The 18,989-nt window shown below is 62.6% G+C and carries 17 protein-coding genes; 15 read left to right on the top strand and 2 right to left on the bottom strand.

Annotated elements, in window-relative coordinates:
• Positions 1 to 425: 425 nt before the first annotated feature.
• On the bottom strand, positions 426 to 1,454 hold the full coding sequence (locus tag FJV77_RS05680; RefSeq protein ID WP_142865882.1) for a LacI family DNA-binding transcriptional regulator: 1,029 nt from the start codon (positions 1,452 to 1,454) through the stop codon (positions 426 to 428).
• A 353-nt stretch (positions 1,455 to 1,807) separates the two neighbouring features.
• On the opposite strand from FJV77_RS05680, the gene FJV77_RS05675 reads away from it, so the two are divergent.
• The 14 genes from FJV77_RS05675 to FJV77_RS05610 all read left to right on the top strand — a co-directional run bounded on the left by FJV77_RS05675 (position 1,808) and on the right by FJV77_RS05610 (position 15,919).
• Entirely contained in the window at positions 1,808 to 3,421 is a 1,614-nt protein-coding gene (locus tag FJV77_RS05675; RefSeq protein ID WP_142865881.1) for an extracellular solute-binding protein, read from the top strand.
• An 81-nt stretch (positions 3,422 to 3,502) separates the two neighbouring features.
• Positions 3,503 to 4,363, top strand: a complete 861-nt coding sequence (locus FJV77_RS05670) for a carbohydrate ABC transporter permease (RefSeq protein WP_142865880.1) — start codon at positions 3,503 to 3,505, stop codon at positions 4,361 to 4,363.
• Positions 4,360 to 5,316 (top strand): sugar ABC transporter permease, encoded by a 957-nt coding sequence (locus FJV77_RS05665; protein WP_142865879.1) that lies wholly within the window; start codon positions 4,360 to 4,362, stop codon positions 5,314 to 5,316. The genes FJV77_RS05670 and FJV77_RS05665 overlap by 4 nt, the downstream gene beginning before the upstream one ends.
• Positions 5,313 to 6,398, top strand: a complete 1,086-nt coding sequence (locus FJV77_RS05660) for an ABC transporter ATP-binding protein (protein WP_142865878.1) — start codon at positions 5,313 to 5,315, stop codon at positions 6,396 to 6,398. Before FJV77_RS05665 ends, FJV77_RS05660 begins: the two co-directional genes overlap by 4 nt.
• A gap of 3 nt (positions 6,399 to 6,401) precedes the next feature.
• Entirely contained in the window at positions 6,402 to 7,472 is a 1,071-nt protein-coding gene (locus FJV77_RS05655) for an ABC transporter ATP-binding protein (protein WP_142865877.1), read from the top strand.
• Between the two features lie 35 nt (positions 7,473 to 7,507).
• A complete protein-coding gene (locus FJV77_RS05650) occupies positions 7,508 to 8,596 on the top strand; it encodes a Gfo/Idh/MocA family oxidoreductase (protein ID WP_142865876.1) in 1,089 nt (362 codons plus the stop codon).
• Between the two features lie 26 nt (positions 8,597 to 8,622).
• Positions 8,623 to 9,537 carry a sugar phosphate isomerase/epimerase gene (locus FJV77_RS05645; protein WP_142865875.1) on the top strand — a complete coding sequence of 305 codons (915 nt, stop codon included), beginning with the start codon at positions 8,623 to 8,625 and terminating at the stop codon, positions 9,535 to 9,537.
• Positions 9,538 to 9,600: 63 nt separating this feature from the next.
• The gene (locus FJV77_RS05640; RefSeq protein ID WP_142865874.1) at positions 9,601 to 10,545 is read left to right on the top strand and encodes a substrate-binding domain-containing protein; all 945 of its coding nucleotides are present in this window, start codon (positions 9,601 to 9,603) and stop codon (positions 10,543 to 10,545) included.
• Between the two features lie 47 nt (positions 10,546 to 10,592).
• A complete protein-coding gene (locus FJV77_RS05635; RefSeq protein ID WP_185970201.1) occupies positions 10,593 to 11,612 on the top strand; it encodes an ABC transporter permease in 1,020 nt (339 codons plus the stop codon).
• A gap of 2 nt (positions 11,613 to 11,614) precedes the next feature.
• Entirely contained in the window at positions 11,615 to 12,388 is a 774-nt protein-coding gene (locus FJV77_RS05630; RefSeq protein ID WP_142865873.1) for an ATP-binding cassette domain-containing protein, read from the top strand.
• A 4-nt stretch (positions 12,389 to 12,392) separates the two neighbouring features.
• Entirely contained in the window at positions 12,393 to 13,574 is a 1,182-nt protein-coding gene (locus FJV77_RS05625) for an aldose 1-epimerase family protein (RefSeq protein ID WP_142865872.1), read from the top strand.
• Positions 13,575 to 13,659: 85 nt separating this feature from the next.
• Positions 13,660 to 14,745 carry a fatty acid desaturase family protein gene (locus FJV77_RS05620; RefSeq protein WP_142866124.1) on the top strand — a complete coding sequence of 362 codons (1,086 nt, stop codon included), beginning with the start codon at positions 13,660 to 13,662 and terminating at the stop codon, positions 14,743 to 14,745.
• Between the two features lie 28 nt (positions 14,746 to 14,773).
• The gene (locus FJV77_RS05615) at positions 14,774 to 15,088 is read left to right on the top strand and encodes a MocE family 2Fe-2S type ferredoxin (RefSeq protein ID WP_142865871.1); all 315 of its coding nucleotides are present in this window, start codon (positions 14,774 to 14,776) and stop codon (positions 15,086 to 15,088) included.
• A gap of 30 nt (positions 15,089 to 15,118) precedes the next feature.
• Complete coding sequence (locus FJV77_RS05610) at positions 15,119 to 15,919, top strand: 3-methyl-2-oxobutanoate hydroxymethyltransferase (protein WP_142865870.1); 801 nt, start codon at positions 15,119 to 15,121, stop codon at positions 15,917 to 15,919.
• Positions 15,920 to 16,466: 547 nt separating this feature from the next.
• On the opposite strand, the gene FJV77_RS05605 is transcribed toward FJV77_RS05610, so the two are convergent.
• The gene (locus tag FJV77_RS05605) at positions 16,467 to 18,137 is read right to left on the bottom strand and encodes a winged helix-turn-helix domain-containing protein (RefSeq protein WP_142865869.1); all 1,671 of its coding nucleotides are present in this window, start codon (positions 18,135 to 18,137) and stop codon (positions 16,467 to 16,469) included.
• 89 nt (positions 18,138 to 18,226) lie between these two features.
• Here FJV77_RS05605 and FJV77_RS05600 point away from each other — a divergent pair, with 89 nt between their 5' ends.
• Positions 18,227 to 18,580: a hypothetical protein gene (locus FJV77_RS05600; RefSeq protein WP_142865868.1), complete on the top strand. Its 354-nt coding sequence runs from the start codon at positions 18,227 to 18,229 to the stop codon at positions 18,578 to 18,580.
• Positions 18,581 to 18,989 lie beyond the last annotated feature (409 nt).

Below are 18,989 nucleotides of genomic sequence, written 5' to 3'. Positions count from 1 at the left end.
TTCATTGTCTTTAGGTTCGCCAGACCATACGAGACGATAGGAAGGATATGGGTTGGCTAACCGTCCGCTAAACCATTGGTTTTCTTCAGGAACCTCACACCCTCCGGGCCTACCAAACGACTGCCTAAGCACCTGATTTTTATGTGTTTTTCAAATTTGGCCCAAGGCGTGGACTCGAACCCCCTGTTTTGACCAAGCAGTGATTGGTGTTTCGCCCGCTACACTGCGCTAAAGCCGGGGTACTTCCGCGGTTTGAATTGGACAATCCAATCAGGCAGTTGGGGCTGCTGAGAATGTGAATCAGGCGATCCTCAACTACTGATTCAAGTGAAGTGTGTGAAGTTTAGGGCGCTTCAAATCTGTTTTGAGAAGGTCCACGAGTGATCCTTCGAAAGCAAATAGCAACTTGCTGACATTGAGGAACTTCAAATCTCTGGGATGCTCTCCCTAAAAATCACCTGCAGCCGCGGCTGGTGGAGTTCGTAGGACAATCCCCGGACTGAGTGGGACAGAATGTTGAGCGCCTCTCTGGCTTCGACCCGCGGGTTCTGATCGATCACCGCATCCAGCGTGCCGTCGAGCAGCAGTTCCTTGGTGCCGTCCGTCACCTCATGGCCTAGGAACAGGGTGTTTTTCGCGCGGCCGCGCTCCTTGAGCGCGCGAGCGATGCCGGTGTTGCCGGCGCCGACATTGTAGATCGCGGCGAGGTCGGGATGGCGCTCGAGCAAAGCGCAGGCCTCCGAATAGGCCTTCTCGCGGTCGTCCAGCATTTCACGCATCTCGACGATCTCGAGATTGGGGGATTCCTCCGCGAGGATATGGCGGAACCCCATCTCGCGCTCCTCATGGCCGCGATAGGCGAGCGAGCCGGCGAACAGCGCGACCTTGCCCGGATGTCCGGCGCCCATGAAGCGATTGAGCAGATAGCCGGCGAGCCGCCCCGCGGCGCGGTTGTCGATGCCGATATAGGCGACGCGCGGCACATGCAGGATGTCCGAGGCGATGGTGACGACCTTGATGTCGCTCGCCGACAGCGAGCGGATCGCCTCGCGCACCGTCGGGTGGTCGAGCGCGATGACGCCGACGCCTTGCGTCTGGCCATGCAGGTCGTGCAGCAGGCGGGCGAGCCGGTCGGGGTTGAAGCCTTCGATCGTGGTCACGCGGACGTCGAGATCGGGACGCGCCGATGCCTGCGCCTCGATGTGCCGGTGCAGCAGCTTGATGAAGGAGTTGGTGCCGGCCGGCAGCGCGAAGTCGAGCCGGATCGTCTGGCCCGTCAAGGATCTTTGCGGAGTGGCGTTAGGGCTTTCCGCGATGTAGCCCAGGCGCTGCGCCATCTCGATGACGATCTCGCGCGTGCGGGCGCGCACGCCCGGGCGGTTGTTCAGCACACGGTCGACCGTGGCCGGTGAAACGCCGGCTTCCCGGGCTATGTCTGTCAGGGTTGACCGCAAGTTGACCACCTCATCGCAAGCATCAAAATCATTTCAGCCGCCAAGCCGTTCCAGAAAACCACTCAGCCGCTGCAGTGATTCTGATGTGAAATGATGTAACCGGCCTTGCCCTCTGCGCAAGCCGAGGCGTTACACAAGGCTGCGAAGGTCCGGCCAAGCCAGCTGGATCGAGGTGAAAACCCCTCAAATCCAAGCAATGGGTGTGAAGTGGCGGGTTCGGTGGACTGCATTCTCTCCCTCATTTGCGATCTTATGACGTGTTTTGAGTATTTATGATGTTGACAGGCTTCACGCACTGTCGTCAATATCCCTCACGTGGGCCATGGAGGAACAGGCCCCGAGGGAGGAATTCGATGTCTCAATTGATCCGCATCTCGCGGCGCCGCCTGCTGGCGTCTGGAGGAAAGGCGGCGGTGTTCGTCGCCGCGACTGGCATTGCACCGCAGTTCATTCGCCCCGGCCGCGCCTTCGCCGCGGACGCGCTGGCGCCCGGCATGATCGGCGGACCGACCGGCTTCGACGGTGCCGAGCGCTATCAGTATGGTCCCGATACGCCGGAAGGGCGCGCCGTCGAGGCGGCCAAGGCGCTCAAGGCGTCTGGCAAGGCGCCGGCTAAGATCGTGCTCGGACTGTCCGACGGCTCGATCGGCCAGCTGACGAAACCATTCCCAGCCGGCGCGCCGTCGATCAAGGACCTTTGGGAAAAGGAAACCGGCATCACGATCGAGATTGTCGGCCTGCCCAATGGCCAGGAATTCACCAAGACAATGCAGGACATCTCCACCAAGGGTGGGGCCTACGACATCTATTCGACCGAATGGAACCGCCTTGGCGATCTCGCCGAAACCGGCGGCATCGCCAAGCTCGACGACTTCGTCGCGCAGCACAAGCCGGAATGGGACGATCCCAAGACCGGTTACGTCAACGGCGCCAAGGGCGTGTCGCTGCTCAACCAGTATCGCGGCTCGACCTATGGCGTGTCGCTGGACGGCGACTTCCAGACCTGGGTCTACCGTACCGATCTGTTCGGCGACGCCGCCGAGCAGAAGGCGTTCAAGGACAAATACGGCTACGATCTGGCCCCGCCGAAGACCTGGAAGCAGCACGGCGACGTAGCGGCCTTCTTCCAGCGGCCGGACAAGGGCCTGTTCGGCTCGACCGACCTGCGCAACCAGGGCTGGGGCTACACCAACTGGTATCAGCGCTATGTCTCGATGGCGTCGCCCAACCAGTTCCTTTTCGGCGACGACGGCAAGCCGCTGATCAATTCCGAGCAGGGCGTCGCGGCCACCAAGGAATACGTGGAGTCGCTAGCCCATCACTCGCCGGATGCGATCTCGTGGGGTTGGCCGGAGCAATACGGCAATTTCGCTAAGGGCGGAGCGGCGATGACCTGCGCCTTCTCCAACCTGCCGAAATTCCTCGACAATGCCGGCAACAAGGATTCCGCCGTCACCGGCAAGATCGGCTCGATGCTGCCTCCAGGGCGCGAGATCGACGGCAAGCTGATTAGCCGCTCGGTTCTGTGGTTCTCGCTGACCGGCATGGTATCGTCGCAGTCGAAGAATCCGGAAGCTGCCTATCTCCTGCTGCAGTGGCTGGGCTCGGCGCGCATCTATGCGTGGATGAGCGCCAATCCCGGCGGCTATCTCGATCCGTTCCGGCTCTCGGACTTCTCCGATCCGCTGGTCCGCCAGACCTACCATGCCTACCATATGGACGTGGTGCGCGAGACGGTGGCGCGCACGGTGCCGACCATCAACTATCCCGGCGCAACGGCCTTCCACAACGCGCTCGACGAGAACCTGATGGCCTCGTTGACCAAAGCCAAGACGCCGGAGCAGGCGATGGCCGACACCGAGCGCGAGTGGAAGAAGATCGCGCGCCGCACCGGCGAGGAGAAATTGCTCGAAGCCATCAAGACCAACAAGGAGGCCTGGCCGACGGTTCTAGACCCGATCAGCTGATCCACCTCCCTGGATCAGGACCCGGAGGGGAGGGGCGCCAGCTCTTCCCCTCCGCCCTAACGCCACAAGCAAAGCAGCCAGATGAAGCGTTCCGTTCCCTTCGAGATTTTTCGTTACGCCGCGATCCTCGCGGCGATGGCGGTGACGGTGGTGCCGATCCTGTGGATGGTGTCGATGGCGTTCAAGCCGATCGGCGAATGGTCGGCGACCGGCGCCGAGCTGACATGGTGGCCGAAGCAGCCGACGCTCGCCAATTTCGAGTTCGTCTTCGGCCATTCCACCAACGACCTGATCGTCGCGCTCGACCACACGGCGCTGAAGCCGATCCTGTCGTCACTACTTTCGGCGGTGTTCGGGACGGCAATCGCCATGTCGGCGGGCACCGCCGCGGCCTACGGCCTGTCGCGCTTCGGCTCCGGCCAGAACCTGCCGCTGGCGCTGATCCAGCTCAGGCTGTTTCCGCCGATGGCGGTGATGATCCCAGTGATGATCATGTGGGCCTTCCTCAACCTCAACGACACATGGTGGGGGCTGGCGCTGATCTACGGCATCGTCACGCTGCCCTTCGCCTTCTGGCTGATGAAGACTTTTTTCGACGATATGCCACGCGAGATCGAAGAGGCGGCCCTCGTCGAGGGCTGCTCGCGGCTGCGCGTCTTCACCCGCATCACGCTGCCGATGATGCGGGCGCCGTTGGCGAGTGCAGCGCTCTTCGTCTTCATCCTCAACTGGTCGGATTATCTCATCGCGCTGCTGCTCACCACGCGTGAATGGGTGACGATCCCGGTTTACATGGCCTCGCTGTCCTCCTCGATGACCGGCCAGCTCTACGGCGCCAAGGCGGCGCTCGGCCTGATCGCGGCGATGCCGCCGGTAATCATGGGCATCGCCATCCAGCGCCATCTGGTGCGCGGGCTGACGTTCGGGGCGCTCAAGCAATGAGCGCGGCGATGGCGACGATTGCGGAGGGCGAGATGGACGCGCGGACAAAGCCCGCCACGCGGGACGAAGGCGCGCGGCTTGGCTTCCGGCTGACCCTGCCGGCGCAGATCCTGGTGCTGTTCATCTCGGCCTTCCCGCTGCTGATGCAGCTCTACATCAGCGTCACCGACTGGTCGCCACTCTCGGGCGTCGGTTGGTGGAACGCCTGGGAGATGTGGAACAGTTTTGCCAACTACACCGACCTCGCGGCCGACACCCGCTTCTGGAGCGCCCTACAGCGCACGGCGATCGTCATGCTGGTCTGCGTACCGGCGGAGTTCCTGCTCGGCCTGGCACTGGCGACGCTGTTCGCCGATGATTTTCCCGGCAAGCGCATCTTCTATTCGATCCTGCTGATGCCGATGATGGTGGTGCCGGCGGTGGCCGGCTACATGTTCTTCATGCTGTTCCAGTCGGGCGGGCCGGTGAACGACATCCTGTCTTCGCTTACCGGTTCGCCCGTTACTATCGCCTGGCTGTCGGACCCGACCCTGGCGCTGATCGCGGTGATGGTCGCCGATATCTGGCAGTGGACGCCGCTGATGTTCCTGATCCTGCTGGCCGGCCTGGTCGGCGTGCCGGAGGACCAGATCAAGGCCGCGACGCTGCTTGGCGCCAATCCCTGGCAGCGCTTCGTCACCATCGTGCTGCCGAAGATGAAGACGATCATCATCATCGCGCTGGCGATCCGGGTGATCGAGAACTTCAAGATCTTCGACACGCTCTACATCATGACCGGCGGCGGCCCCGGCGTCGCCACCGAAACGATCTCCGTCTACATCTACAAGGTCACCACGCAGGACCTGATCTGGGGCTATGTCGCGGCGATCGCGCTGGCCATCCTGATCGTGCTCTCCATCGTCGCCGTCTTCGCCATGAAGCGCATGGCGCGGGCGAGGGAGGTGGCGGCATGAGCGCGATCCATCTCCAGAACCTCACCAAGTCCTTCGGCGACTTCGCGGCGCTGAAGACGATGGACCTCGAGATCGCCGATGGCGAGTTCATGGCGCTGCTCGGGCCGTCGGGCTGCGGCAAGTCGACGACGATGAACATGATCGCCGGCATGGAAGAGCCGACCAGCGGAAAAATCCTGTTCGGCGAGCGCAACATGGCGGGCGTGCCTATGGGCCGGCGCGGCGTCGGCTTCGTCTTCCAGAACTATGCGATCTTCACCCATATGAGTGTGCGGCAGAACCTGGCCTACGGGCCAAGGATGCGCGGCGCGGCCAAGGCCGAGATCGACCGCCGCGTCGGCGCGATCGCCGAGATGCTGCAGCTTTCGCCGCTGCTCGACCGCAAGGCGGACCGGCTGTCGGTCAACATCCTGCAGCGCGTGGCGATCGGCCGCTCGGCGATCATGGAGCCGGCGATCTTCCTGCTCGATGAGCCGCTGTCCAATGTCGATGCGGCGTTCCGGGCGGTGATGCGCACCGAGCTGAAACAGCTGCAACGCCAGTTCAGGCAGACCATGGTCTATGTCACGCATGACCAGCTCGAAGCGATGACCATGGCCGACCGCATCGCGGTGATGGACCATGGCGTGCTGCAGCAGGTCGGCACGCCGCTCGAAGTCTACAACAACCCCGCCAATGTCTTCGTCGCCCGCTTCATCGGCGCGCCAGGCATGAACCTGCTGAAGGGCAGGCCATCGGAGAGCGATCGCGGACTGGTCGTGGATCTCGGACCGCTTGGCGTCACGCCGCCTTTGCCGGGTGAACTGGCTTCGGCTGTGAGAGCGGTGCGCGGTGACGTGCTCTACGGCTTCCGGCCGGAGCAGGTGGCCCTGGCCAAACGCGGGCTGGCGGTGCCGGTGAGCTTCGTCGAGCGGATCGGCGCGCGCACCATTGTCCATCTCGGCGACGGCGAGAGCGCGGTGAAGGCGGTGTTCGAGAACGATGTCGGGCTGTCGGTCGGGCAGACGGCAATCGTGGCGCCGCCGGCCTCGTCAGTGCGCGTCTTCGACGCCGCCTCCGGCCATGCAGTGAAGGCGGGCTGAGCCATGGCCGATATCGTTTTCCGCAATGTCACCAAGCGCTACGGCAAAACGCTCGCTGTCGACGATGCCTCTTTCACCGTCAACGACAACGAGTTTTTCTGCTTCTTCGGCCCGCCGTTATCAGGCAAGTCGACGATCCTGCGCCTGGTGCTCGGGCTGGAAGCGCCGGATCAAGGCGAGATACTGATCGGTGGCAAGCCGGTCAACAATATCTCGCCGGCCGACCGAAACGTCGCCATGGTGTTCCAGAACCTGGCGCTGTTCCCGCATATGAGCGCGCTCGACAATGTCCGCTTCCCGCTGGTCGAGCGCCGGATCGCCGAGCTCGATATCAAGAAACGTGTCGCGGACGTCGCGGCCAAGCTGCATATCGGCCACATCCTGCACAAGCCGCCGGCGCAGCTTTCCGGCGGCGAGCGGCAGCGTGTGGCGATCGCGCGCGCTTTGGTGCGCGACCCGGCCGCCTATCTGATGGACGATCCGATCTCGGCGCTCGATGCGCGGCTGCGCGAGGAGACGCGCGTCGAGCTGAAGCGCATCCAGCGCGACCTCGGCAAGACGCTGATCTATGTCACACATGACCAGGAAGAGGCGATGTCAGTCGCCGACCGCATCGCCATACTGGAGAGCGGGCGGATCCGGCAGGTCGGCGCGCCAGCCGAGATCTATGACCGTCCGGCCAGCGCCTATGTGGCGCGCATGCTGGGATCGCCGATCATGAACATCCTGCCGTCGGTGCGCGGCGCCGGCGGTGTCGAGGCCGCCGAAGGCGTAATCCGCATCGCCGATGCCAAGGCGCCGGCCGAGGCGATCGAGATCGGGCTCAGGCCCGAAGACATCAAGGTCCGGCCCTGGACGGAAAGTGAGAAGGCGGAAGGGGGCTCGGGCCGCCCGGCGCGGGTGTTCGAGGTCGAGCCGCTCGGGGGCTACACTGTGGTGACACTCGCTGCCGGGCAGGCGCGGCTGAGGGCACTGCTGCGCGGCCAGCCTGACATCAGGCCGGACGCCATGGTGGCGATATCCTGCGAGCCGGCCCGCGTGCATTATTTCGGTCAGGACGGAGGCGCGTTGTGACAGCGGCCGCGAAGAAAGAATTTCGGGAGGAAAACATGGCAGGCAAAGGCTTCGAGCCGGACGTCAAGGTTCGCACCAAGGAATACCGGATTGGCTGCGTCGGCGCCGGCATGATCATGGCCGAGTGCCATCTCGCCGCCTACAAGGAGGCTGGCTTTCCGGTGGTGGCAATCGCCTCGCGCACACCTGCGAATGCGCAAAAAGTTGCCACACGCTGGGGCATCCCGACTGTGCACGACACGCCGGAACAGCTGATCGAGGACCAACAAGTCGAGATCATCGATCTTGCGTTCCCGCCGGATCAACAGCCGGCGCTGATCCGCCATGCGCTGAAGCAGAAGCACATCAAGGCGATCCTGGCGCAGAAGCCCCTGGCGCTGTCGGTTGAGGAAGCCGTTAAGCTGCGCGATGAGGCGGCGAAGGCCGGCAAGATCCTCTCGGTCAACCAGAACATGCGCTACGACCAGTCGATGCGTGTCTTGAAGCAGATCATCGACAGCGGCGCGCTGGGCGAGATCGTCTTTGCTCAGATCGACATGCATGCGATCCCGCACTGGCAGACTTTCCTCGCGGACTACGACCGACTGACGCTTGCCAATATGAGCGTGCACCATCTCGATGTGCTGCGCTTCCTGTTCGGCGATCCCTCGGAGATCACCACGCTGACGCGCAAGGATCCGCGCACGACATTCGACCATTCCGACGGGATTACCGTGTCAACACTGCGCTTTCCCTCCGGCGTGCTCGCCGTGTCGCTGGAGGATGTTTGGTCCGGTCCGCGCCAGGAAGGCTACGAGGACGATCAGCACATCAACTGGCGCGTCGACGGCACCAAGGGTGTCGCCAAAGGAACGATCGGCTGGCCGAAGGGCGTTGCCTCGACCCTGACCTATGCCTCGACCGAGACGACCGGCGGCAAGTGGGTCAGCCCGAGCTGGGAGACGATGTGGTTCCCGCATGCTTTCATCGGCGTGATGGAACAATTGCAGCATGCGGTGAAGACCGGCACGCCGCCCGCGCTGTCGGTCGCCGACAACGTCAAGACGATGGCGCTGGTGGAAGCCGGCTACCGCTCGATGGCCGCGGGCCGCACGGTCAAGCTTTCCGAAATCTCAACCAATTGAATCGCTTACAGGGAGGAATTAACACTATGATGCAGGCAGGCATTTTCACGGGCTATTTCCCGTATGGCCTCGAAGAGACGGCCCAAAAAATCCGCGGGCTCGGTTTCAACACGGTGCAGCTCGACCTGCATTTCAAGGATGTCGACCTGTCGGCCGGGCAGATCACGAGGGATAAGGCGAGGACGGTGCGCGACACGTTCCGCGACCACAATCTGCCGGTCTGCTGCGTGTCGGGCTACACCAACATCATCCACCCCGATAAGGCGGAGCGGGACAAGCGCGTCGGCTATCTCAAGGAGATCATCCGCAACGCCCGCCATTTCGGCTCGCCTTACGTTATCTCGGAAACCGGCACCTACAACACCGAGTCCGACTGGGTGCATCACCCGAAGAACAAGACCGAGGAGGGGTTCGAGGAGTGCCGCAAAGTGATCGCCGACCTTGCCCAGACGGCTTACGACCATGGCGCGGTCTTCCTGCTCGAAACCTACGTCAACAATGTTGTCGGCTCGGTCGAGGAGACGGTCAAGATGTTCGCGCAGGTCGACCATCCCGGTCTCGGCCTGCTGATGGATCCGACCAACTATTTCGAGACCCACAACATCGACCGGATGGACCAGATCCTCAACCAGGTCTTCGACACGCTGACCGACAAGATCCGGATTGCGCACGCTAAGGACGTCAAGCGTTCGGGCGACGACAAGTCGGAGAAGCACGCCGATATCGGCGACGCCGATGCGATGGAAAGCCACACCTTCCGCGGTGTGGGCGAGATCGAGTTGCCGGCGCCGGGTCTCGGCTCGCTGAACTACGACCTCTATCTCAAGCGGCTCGCCGAGAAGCACCCGAACATCCCGGTGATCATCGAGCATCTGTCGGAAGACGACGTGCCGCGCGCCAAGAAGTTCCTCGACGGGAAGTTTCGCGCCAACGGGCTGTGAGATCGCGAGGCGCCGGCGGTTCCCGGCGGCGCCATCCGACATGAACAGAGTGGAGGAAACGAGATGTTGAAGTTTGGATTGAAGCTGGCGGCCGCGGCGACCGTGCTTGCCGGCGTTGCGTTTGGTTCGGCCGCGCAGGCGCAGGACGGCCAGAAGACCTTTTATCTCCTGTCGCATGGCGGACCTTCCGATGCCTTCTGGATCGACTGGAACGCCGGCGCGACCAAGGCCTGCGACCAGCTCAAGGTGACCTGCAAGATCTCCTTCAGCGGAGGTGACATGGCGGCGCAGAAGGAGGCCTTCAACTCGGCGCTCGCCGCCAAGCCCGACGGCATCGCCACCACCTCGGCGCAGCCCGGCCTGTGGACCGAGGAAGTGAAGGCGGCCAAGGCCGCCGGCATCCCGATCGTGTTCTTCAACACCGACGATCCGGCGACGGGACGCCAGGCCTATGTCGGCGCCGACCTCAAGGAAGCGGGCGCGATATGGGCGAAGTATCTCGTCGACCACAAGATGGTGAAGCAGGGCGACAAGGTGTTCCTGCCGGTCGAGGTCCCCGGCGCCAGCTACCAGCAACTCGAGACGGAAGGCATCGCCGGCGTCTTCGATCCGCTCGGCATCAAATATGACGTGGTCGATTGCGGCACCGATCCGGCCGGCATTATCGCCAAGATGACCGACTATATGGTCGCCAACAATCCGCCGGCGATCATCGCACTCGGCGATTCCGTGGCGGCCAGCGTCAAGCGGGTGTTCGACGGCGCCGGCATTCCGGCGGGAAAAATCCCGGTCGTCGGCTGGGGCAATTCGAAAGAGACGGCGCAAGCGGTCAAGGACGGCTTCGTCAACGCGGCGGCCTGGCAGTATCCGTCGGCGCAAGGCTTCATGCCCGTCGCGCTGCTCGGTCTCGCGGCCTCGGGTGAGCCGATCGGCTACGACATCCACACATTAGGCCTCTACGACGCCTCCAGCGTCGAACCGATCCTGAAAGTCTACGACAAGAAGTGAGGAAATCGGCGGCCGCCGCGTCAGTGGCGGGCGCTGTGTAAAGCAGCATGGTTCAGACCGTTATGGCAGTCACCGCGGAAGACGGCGCAGGAAGGGCGAAAAGCAGGTCGAGCCTGATGCGCTCGCCGCAATTCTCGTCCTTCGTCATCCTCGTCGTGCTTCTCGTGGTGTTCGGTATCGCCGACAGCAATTTCCTGTCGCCGCTCAACATCTCCAACATGATGGCGTTCCTGCCGGAACTCGGCATCATCGCGCTCGGCATGACGCTGCTTCTGACTGCGGGCGAATTCGACCTGTCGGTCGGCGCGGTGTTCGGGCTGGCGCCTGTGGTCGCCATGCTGCTGGTGCAGAATGCCGGGCTCGATATCGGCGTGGCGCTGCTCGCAGGATTGCTGCTTTGCATCGCGATCGGCGCGATCAATGGCGTTATCGTCACCAAGATCGGCATCTCGTCCTTCCTGGTCACGCTGTCGATGCTGTTAATCGTGCGCGGCGCCGCGCTCTACATCACACAGGGCTTTCCGTTGAAGTCGTGGGACCAGCCGGGCTTCTTCGTCACGCTGCTCGCCGGCAGCTTCAACATCGGTGCGTTCCGCTTCTACACCTCGCTCTGGTGGTTCATCGGGCTGTCGCTGCTCGCGGTCTACATCCTTCGCTACGCCAAGCTCGGCAACTGGATCAGCGCCATCGGTTCCAACCGCAACGCCGCGGTGGCGCGCGGCGTGCCGGCCGACGCGGTCAAGATCTGGCTATTCATCCTGACCTCGGTGCTGGCTGGGCTCGCCGGCATGATCAGCGCCTTTCGCATCTCGGCGGCCTCGCCGGTAGCGGGAACCGGCTACGAGCTCGAAGTGATCGCCATGGTCGTGGTTGGCGGCACGGCGCTGACCGGCGGGCGCGGCACAATCCTCGGCACCGTCGTCGGCGCGCTGATGCTGCGGGCGATCCGCAACGGCATCGTGCTGGTCGGCGTTCCTGGCCTCGCCTACAACATCTTCGTCGGCGTCATCATCCTCGCCATGCTCATCCTGCACGCTCTGCTGCAGAAAAACGCCGCAAGGAGCTGACGATGCAGGAAGTGCTCCGTCTGCAGAATCTGCAAAAATCCTTCGGTAGCGTGCGCGCGCTGAAGAAGGCCTCGCTGACGCTCAAGGAGGGCGAGGTGGTTGCGCTGCTCGGCGACAACGGCGCCGGCAAGTCGACGCTGATCAAGGCGATTTCGGGAGTCTTCCCGATCGATCGCGGCGACATCTATGTGCGCGGCGAGAAGGTCTCGATCCGCACGACGCGCGAGGCGATGGATCTCGGCATCGAGACCATCCACCAGGATACATCGCTGGCGCCCGACCTCAGCATCGCGCGCAACCTGTTCCTCGGCCGCGAGCCGGTCAATCTGAAATGGCTCGGGGTCTTCGCGCCGCTCGATCGCGCCAAGCTGCGCAATGCCGCTTCCGAACTGCTGAAACGTGTCGGCATCTCGAAGAAGCTCGACGCCGATGCGCTGGTCTCGACACTTTCCGGCGGCGAGCGTCAGTCGATCGCGATCTCGCGCGCCATGCAGTTCGCCGCCAAGGTGATCATCCTCGACGAGCCGACCAACAATCTCGGCGTCGAGGAGACGCATGGCGTGCTTCGTTTCGTCAAGGAGATGCGGGAAGCCGGACATTCGGTGCTCTTGATCACCCACAACATCCACCACGTCTTCGAGGTCGCCGACCGCATCATCGTCATGCGCCGCGGCGAGATCGTCGCCGAGCAGACGGTAGCCGACACAGACCTCCTGACGGTGGAAAGCCTGATAACCGGCGCCGACCTGTCGGCCCTGATGAAAAGGGCGCAGTGACGGCATGGTGAAGCTCTATGGACAGACGCTTTCGCGCCGGCAGGTCGCCGAACGCTCCGGCATGCTGTCGCAATTCGCCGGCGTGCGGCTGATGACGCTCGGCGACGGCGTCGAGCGCGGCATCCGCATGCTCGAATTCCGCACCGGCTCGGGCCTGCGCTTCACCGCGCTGGTCGACCGGGCGCTCGACATCGCCGATTTCGAGTATAAGGGCCAGGCGATCGGCTGGCATTCGCCGAGCGGTTTTCGCAACCCGGGCCTGCATGACTATGAGGGCGAGAACGGGTTTGCCTGGGGGCGGTCCTTTTCCGGCCTGCTGGTCACCTGCGGCCTCGATCATATCCTCGGCCGCAACGAGGTGCCGGCCGAGAACTACAATTATCCCGGACGCAAGACGGTGACGCATTCGCTGCATGGGCGGGTCGGCACCATCCCGGCGCGGCTCGCGGGTTATGGCGAAAGCTGGGACGGCGACCGTTGCGTTTTGTGGGCGGAAGGGATCGTCCAGCAGGCCAGCGTGTTCGGCGAGGACCTGCATCTCATCCGCCGCATCGAGGCCGATGTCGGCGGCAGCGAGATCCGGCTCTCGGACCGCGTGATCAATCACGGTTTTCATCGCACGCCGCATATGTATTTCTACCATGTCAATGTCGGGCATCCGCTGCTCGACGAAGGTTCGCGCTACCTGGCGCCGATCCGCGACGTGGTCTGGGCCGCGCATGAAGGCGAGCGCTACGAAGCGCAGAAGGTCGGCTACCGCAGCGTGCCTGAGCCACAGCTCGGCTTCAGCGAACAGGTCTGGCAGCACGAGCTTGGTGCCGACGCCAGGGGCGAGGTGCCGGTGGCGGTCGTCAACGACCGCCTTGGCATCGGCTTCGAGGTCGTCACCCGCAAGGACCAGCTGCCCTGTTGTTACGAGTGGCAGAATTTCCAGGCCGGCCAGTATGCGCTCGGCATCGAGCCTTCGACGCACCATGTGCTTGGCAATCTCGCGGCGCGCGAGCGCGGCGAGATGATCTGGCTGGAGCATGGCGAGGCGCGTGCCTACGATGCGGTGTTCCGGGTGCTCGACGGTGCAGGTGAGATTGCCGCGGCCGAAGACAGGATCGCGGCCATCGCCCGCCAGCCCGAGCAGGATTATCCTCAAGCCTCCGGCAATTTTCCAAGATTGGCGGGCAGGGCGTGAGCGCGACATCTATCCAAAGCGAGCCCTCCGGCCGGCGGACCGGATTGCCAGCGGTGCACGAGGATTGGAGATCAAAGTGACGACGATGGCAAACAAGCGCGACTACAGCCTTGTCGGCGAAAGCACGCGCCGGGCAATCGAGATCGGGCTCGCCTCGGCCGAGTGGTACCACACCGACGTGGTGCGCAAGACGATGAAGGAGTTGATGCAGCGCTCGGATGGGCCGGCTATCCGCGACACCATCATCTGGATCGCGGCAATCCTGGGCTCGGCCGCCGGCATCGTCTGGTTCTGGGGTACGTGGTGGGTGGTGCCGTTCCTGTTGGTCTATGGCGTGCTTTACGGCTCGTCGAGCGACTCGCGCTGGCACGAATGCGGCCACGGCACTGCTTTCCGCACGCGCTGGATGAACGACGTCGTCTACCACATCGCTTCCTTCATGCTGATGCGCAATCCGGTGCAGTGGCGCTGGAGCCACGCCCGCCACCATACCGACACCATCATTGTGGGTCGCGACGCCGAGATCGCGGTGATGCGGCCACCGGATCTCCTAAAGGCAGCTCTGGCCTTCACCGGCATTCTCGACTTCCGCTATTCGCTGCCGACGCTGGTGCGGCAGGCGTTCGGCAGATTGTCGGACGACGAGAAGAGCTATATTCCGGAGATGGAGCAGCGCAAAGCCGTGGCCTCGGCGCGCTGGCATATGATCGTGTACGTCGCGACCATCGCTGCCGCGATCGCGCTCAAATCGTGGATACCGCTGGTGCTGATCGGCCTGCCGCGGCTCTACGGCACCTGGCACATGGTGACGACGGGCCTCTTGCAGCATATCGGGCTCGCCGACAACGTCATCGACCATCGGCTGAACACGCGCACCGTCTACATGAACCCGATCAGCCGGTTCATCTACTGGAACATGAACTACCATGTCGAGCACCACATGTTCCCGATGGTTCCTTATCACGCGCTGCCGAAGCTGCATGAGTTGATCAAGCACGATTTGCCGGTGCCGAACCCGTCAATGTGGCATGCCTATCGCGAAGTTTGGCCGGTGCTCATCAGGCAGCTCAAATATGAGGATTTTTACCTCAAGCGCGAATTGCCGCCGACGGCCAAGCCCTATCGCGGCGAGTTCCACGATCTCGAAATCACGGCCGCGGCCGCCGAATAGGCGGTGCGGTGCAAGCTGGAGACAGACGATGGCGGAGTGGGTCGAAGCGTGCGCGGTCGACGACGTGGACGAGGAGGATGTGATCCGCTTCGACCATGGCGACTGCAGCTTCGCGATCTACCGCTCGCCGGACGACGAGTTCTTCGCCACCGACGGATTCTGCACGCATGAGAAAACGCATTTGGCCGATGGGCTGGTGATGGACGACATCATCGAATGCCCGAAGCACAATGGCCGCTTCAACTACAAGACCGGCCAGGCCAAGGGGGCGCCGGTCTGCGTGAACCTGAAGACCTATCCGGTCAAGGTTGACGCCGGCAAGGTGATGATCGAGATCGGCTGAGAGCCGCAGCTAACCAGACAAGGATTCAAGATGAGCCGAAAGAGACCGACCGTTGCCGATCTGCGCGCCATGAAGGGCAAACGGCAATTGACCATGCTGCGCGTGCTGACGCTGGACGAGGCGGAGGCCGCCGAGCAGGCCGGCATTGACATCGTCTCGGTGCCGCCAGAGCTGGTGCTCAATCCGCAATATCGCGATGCCGCGCCCAGCCTCTTCACCATGCCGGGCGACAATTTTTTCGAGATCGGCACGGCGGATGATTTTGTGCGCTGGTCGTTCCGGCTCTACAAGGCCGGCGCCGATGCCGTCTATTGCAGCGCCGGCTACGCCACGATCAAGCGCATGGCCGACGACGCCATTCCGGTCATTGGCCATGTCGGGTTGATCCCCTCGCGCGCCACCTGGACCGGCGGCTTCAAGGCGGTCGGCAAGACCGCGGACACCGCCATGCAGGTGTTCGAGGCGGTCAAGCAGTTGGAAGCCGCCGGCGCGATCGGGGCCGAGATCGAGGTGGTACCGGTGGAAGTGGCGAAGGCGATCTCGGAGCGCACGCCGCTGATCATGCTGTCGATGGGTGCTGGTGCCGGCTGCGATGCGCAATATCTGTTCGCCGAGGATATACTCGGCACCAATCGCGGTCACATGCCGCGCCATTCGAAAGTCTACCGCAACTTTGCCGCCGAATATGACCGGCTGCAGCAGGAGCGCATCGCGGCGTTTTCCGAATATGTCGCCGACGTCAACAGCGGCGCCTATCCGGAGGACAGGCATATCGTGCACATGGATCCGGACGAGTTTGCGCTGCTTATACAAAAAGTCGATCGCAATTAGCGACTCTTCCTTCTAACTGCAGACAGTCCGCTTCCGGCCCAAAGGCGACATCAGAACATCTGCTCTGCAAAGACCGCTTCTGGCGCCCTCTGCGACGTTCGTTGGCACCACAGGGTTGCAGGCTCGGCCCTGAAATCATTGAAGATTTTTTGGACTGGGCGCTACCAAAGGTTCATGTTTTTGTTGTGATTTCAACAGCTTATAGGTAGGTTGGTAGCGGGAGAGCGCTACCGCCTTTCCCCCCACTCGGAGAGCATGCGATATTTTCTACAGTGTCGGGCGTGATGGGCCTGTCTCGGTGCTGCAAAGACCGGTAGGGAGCGGGAGAGTCTGATCCGAAAGCTATCCACGACGCGAACGGCAGCTTTGCGCCGATCTAGGTCATTGAGGGCGCGCATGCCGTTTCCTGAAAGCTGACGTTCCCAGGGCCAGGCTGGTGGTCGCGGTTGCGCCAACTCCTGACATTTGCGTTGGTGCAGCGAAGGTCGTTTTCAGAGCTTCCGGGACATTACTCGTGTCGCACGGTAGGGCTGCACACGAATAGGTCTCACTCCGGCATGCCCGCAATCCGCATGTGATTGAGCCAGCGTTCGAGGCCTCCGGGGGCGGTATATACCTTCTCCCATTGCTTGCGTAATTTGTGGATGGATTCGCCCGGCGAGTCTTTGAGGGAAACCGCAAGCGCTTCCTTTGCCTCCCGCTCGTTTCCCAGACAAGCGTGGATCTCCGCAAGCGTTCGGTATGCTCCGTTCGGGATTCTGGACATTTTCAGCATCCACGCCAGCGCAGCCCCGCAATCGTTCTTTGCGTAGAGCGCCCAGCCCATCTGCCAGTTGAACCACTCAGGGTAGAAAGGATCGATGCCCATAGCCTGCTTGATCCGATCGATCGCTTCGTCTGTACGGCCAACCCAGACCAGCGGATCCGTACTGCTAACGAGGATCATCGAGTTGCTGGGATTCAGGGCGATCGCCTGATCGAACCGCGCAAGAGCCTGCTCGACCTCGCCGGCATCAGCATGCACGCGGGCGCGGGCCCACTGTGACTCGGGATCGTCCGGAGCGAGCAGGATGGCCTTGTCGGCGTATTCGGCGGCACGCTTCAACCCCTCGTCACCGTCCTCCTCGTGCCACCCGTAATCCGCGTCGATGCGATAGGAGTGGGCCAGCCCGATATAGCCGAACTGCGAGTTCGGATCCGCTTCGATCGCCTTGAGGCTATACTGCCGCAGCAACGCGGTCCCCGCGGCAGAGAAATCCTTGTCGATCTCGGCAAACCCCATCAGGTAATAGTGGAGCGCGCTGACCCGGGCAGCATCGCTCTGTGGCCAGGGTCGCTCGATCTTGTGCCAGACCCGTTCCGCAACGGTGCGGATGATTTCCTCCTGGACGACGAAAAGATCGCCGATCTCCCGGTTGTAGGTGTTGGCCCAGAGATGCGATCCGTCATGCGCATTCAGCAGTTGGGCCGTCACTTTCAGCCGATCTCCGATCTTCTGCTGGCTGCCTTCGAGCAGGTAGTCGACGCCGAGTTCATCGCCAATCTGCCTGGCGTCGGCCGGGTTGTCGCGGTACCTGAAGCTCGAGTTTCGGGCGATGACGGCATAAGTCTTGCTCCTCGCCAACTCGGTGATGATCCCTTCGGCAACGGCATCGCTGAGATATCCCTTGTCCGCACCAGTACTGAAGTCCTCGAAGGGAAGGACGGCAATCCTCGGCATGTCGCTCGAAGGAACCGGAGCGGATTGCCACATGTCCATGCGGTAGTACGCGCCGATCGCCGCGACGACGAAAACGATCGCTGCGAGAATGAAGCCGCGTCGAGGGAAGCGTGACTTGGCTCGTTCCGTACCGGCTGCGGCGTTTGGGTTCGTCGCCTCCGACCGATCGGCATTCAGCCGGTAGCCCCTCTTGGGGAAAGTTTCCACGATCGCGTGCGCGTCGTCGCCCAACGCGCGGCGAATGTCGGCAATGCATTGCGTAAGGCTGTCTTCGGTAACGAAGGTATCGGGCCAGACTGCCCGCATCAGCGCGTCCTTGGACACGATCTCGCCCGCTTGCGCCGCGAGTGTTGAGAGCACCTCTGCGGACTGGCTGCGAAGATCGATCGCTTTGCCTTCAGCGGTCCGGAGCTCTCTCCTTTTCGTCAGGAAGATAAAACCGCCGAACGTGATCGTTTCAGCAGATTTCGGGTCAATTTCAGGAGACTTTCGGGACATTTCACGCCCCTGACGCGCTTTGTCAGTCTAGCCAATTCGGCCGTCGCATCCAAGCGATTCCAGCAGCACCGGATTGGAAGGAGGACGACATGAAACCCATCAGGCTCATCATCTCTCTTGCCCTTCTTGTGACAGCGCAAGCGGCTGCAGCGGCGGATCCCGACATCCCGAGACTCTGTGGCCCCGGCCATGTCAATGAGGTTGCCTCAAGCGACGACGTCCGTCCCAACCCCCGCGGTTATTACGTCATCAGCCTCCGGGAGCAGGTCTATGAAGGCGATCCTCGCATCTTCCTGACCACGAACGAAAATTTCTATCTCTGCACCCGACCGGCCGCGACCCCCGATATGAGCTCCACAAAGGCGCTTTTGCTGATGCACGAACGCATCGTGAAGTACCTCTTCGTGCCAGTCATCCGGCGCGACACACGTAAGCCATCCTAAGCCGCCGACAACCATCGAGAGGAGGACTCACCCGCAAGTCGCGATCGGCCAACGCACGCCGTATCGGCATGCGTTCGTTCTCACTGGGCGCTCTTGGCCTGATGACGTCAGCCTCGAGAGGCGCCAGGCATAGTGGCCATTCAGTCGAAGGCCTGCAAACCATCCTCTGCGGACCTAGGCCCGACAGAGAGCGACTGACTGCAAAGGGTCAGGTCACGACTATGTTCCCGTTCAACCGAACGTCCGCATTTGAACAACCGCCGCCTGAACCTGCCAGTCCGCTGTCGGGTTGTGTGCGTCAAGTTCTGCAAAAAGGGGCGGCCATGTCGCTGGTCATGCGGCTTGGCGCAGAGCGAGCTTCTTGTGCTCGCGCAGGTCGTCCATGTTGATGTAGCGGTTGGCCTCCATC

The organism is Mesorhizobium sp. WSM4306 (assembly GCF_007003975.1).
GTDB lineage: Bacteria > Pseudomonadota > Alphaproteobacteria > Rhizobiales > Rhizobiaceae > Mesorhizobium.
Note: the sequence above shows the minus strand (reverse complement) of the source record. Positions and strands in the feature narration are given on the sequence as shown.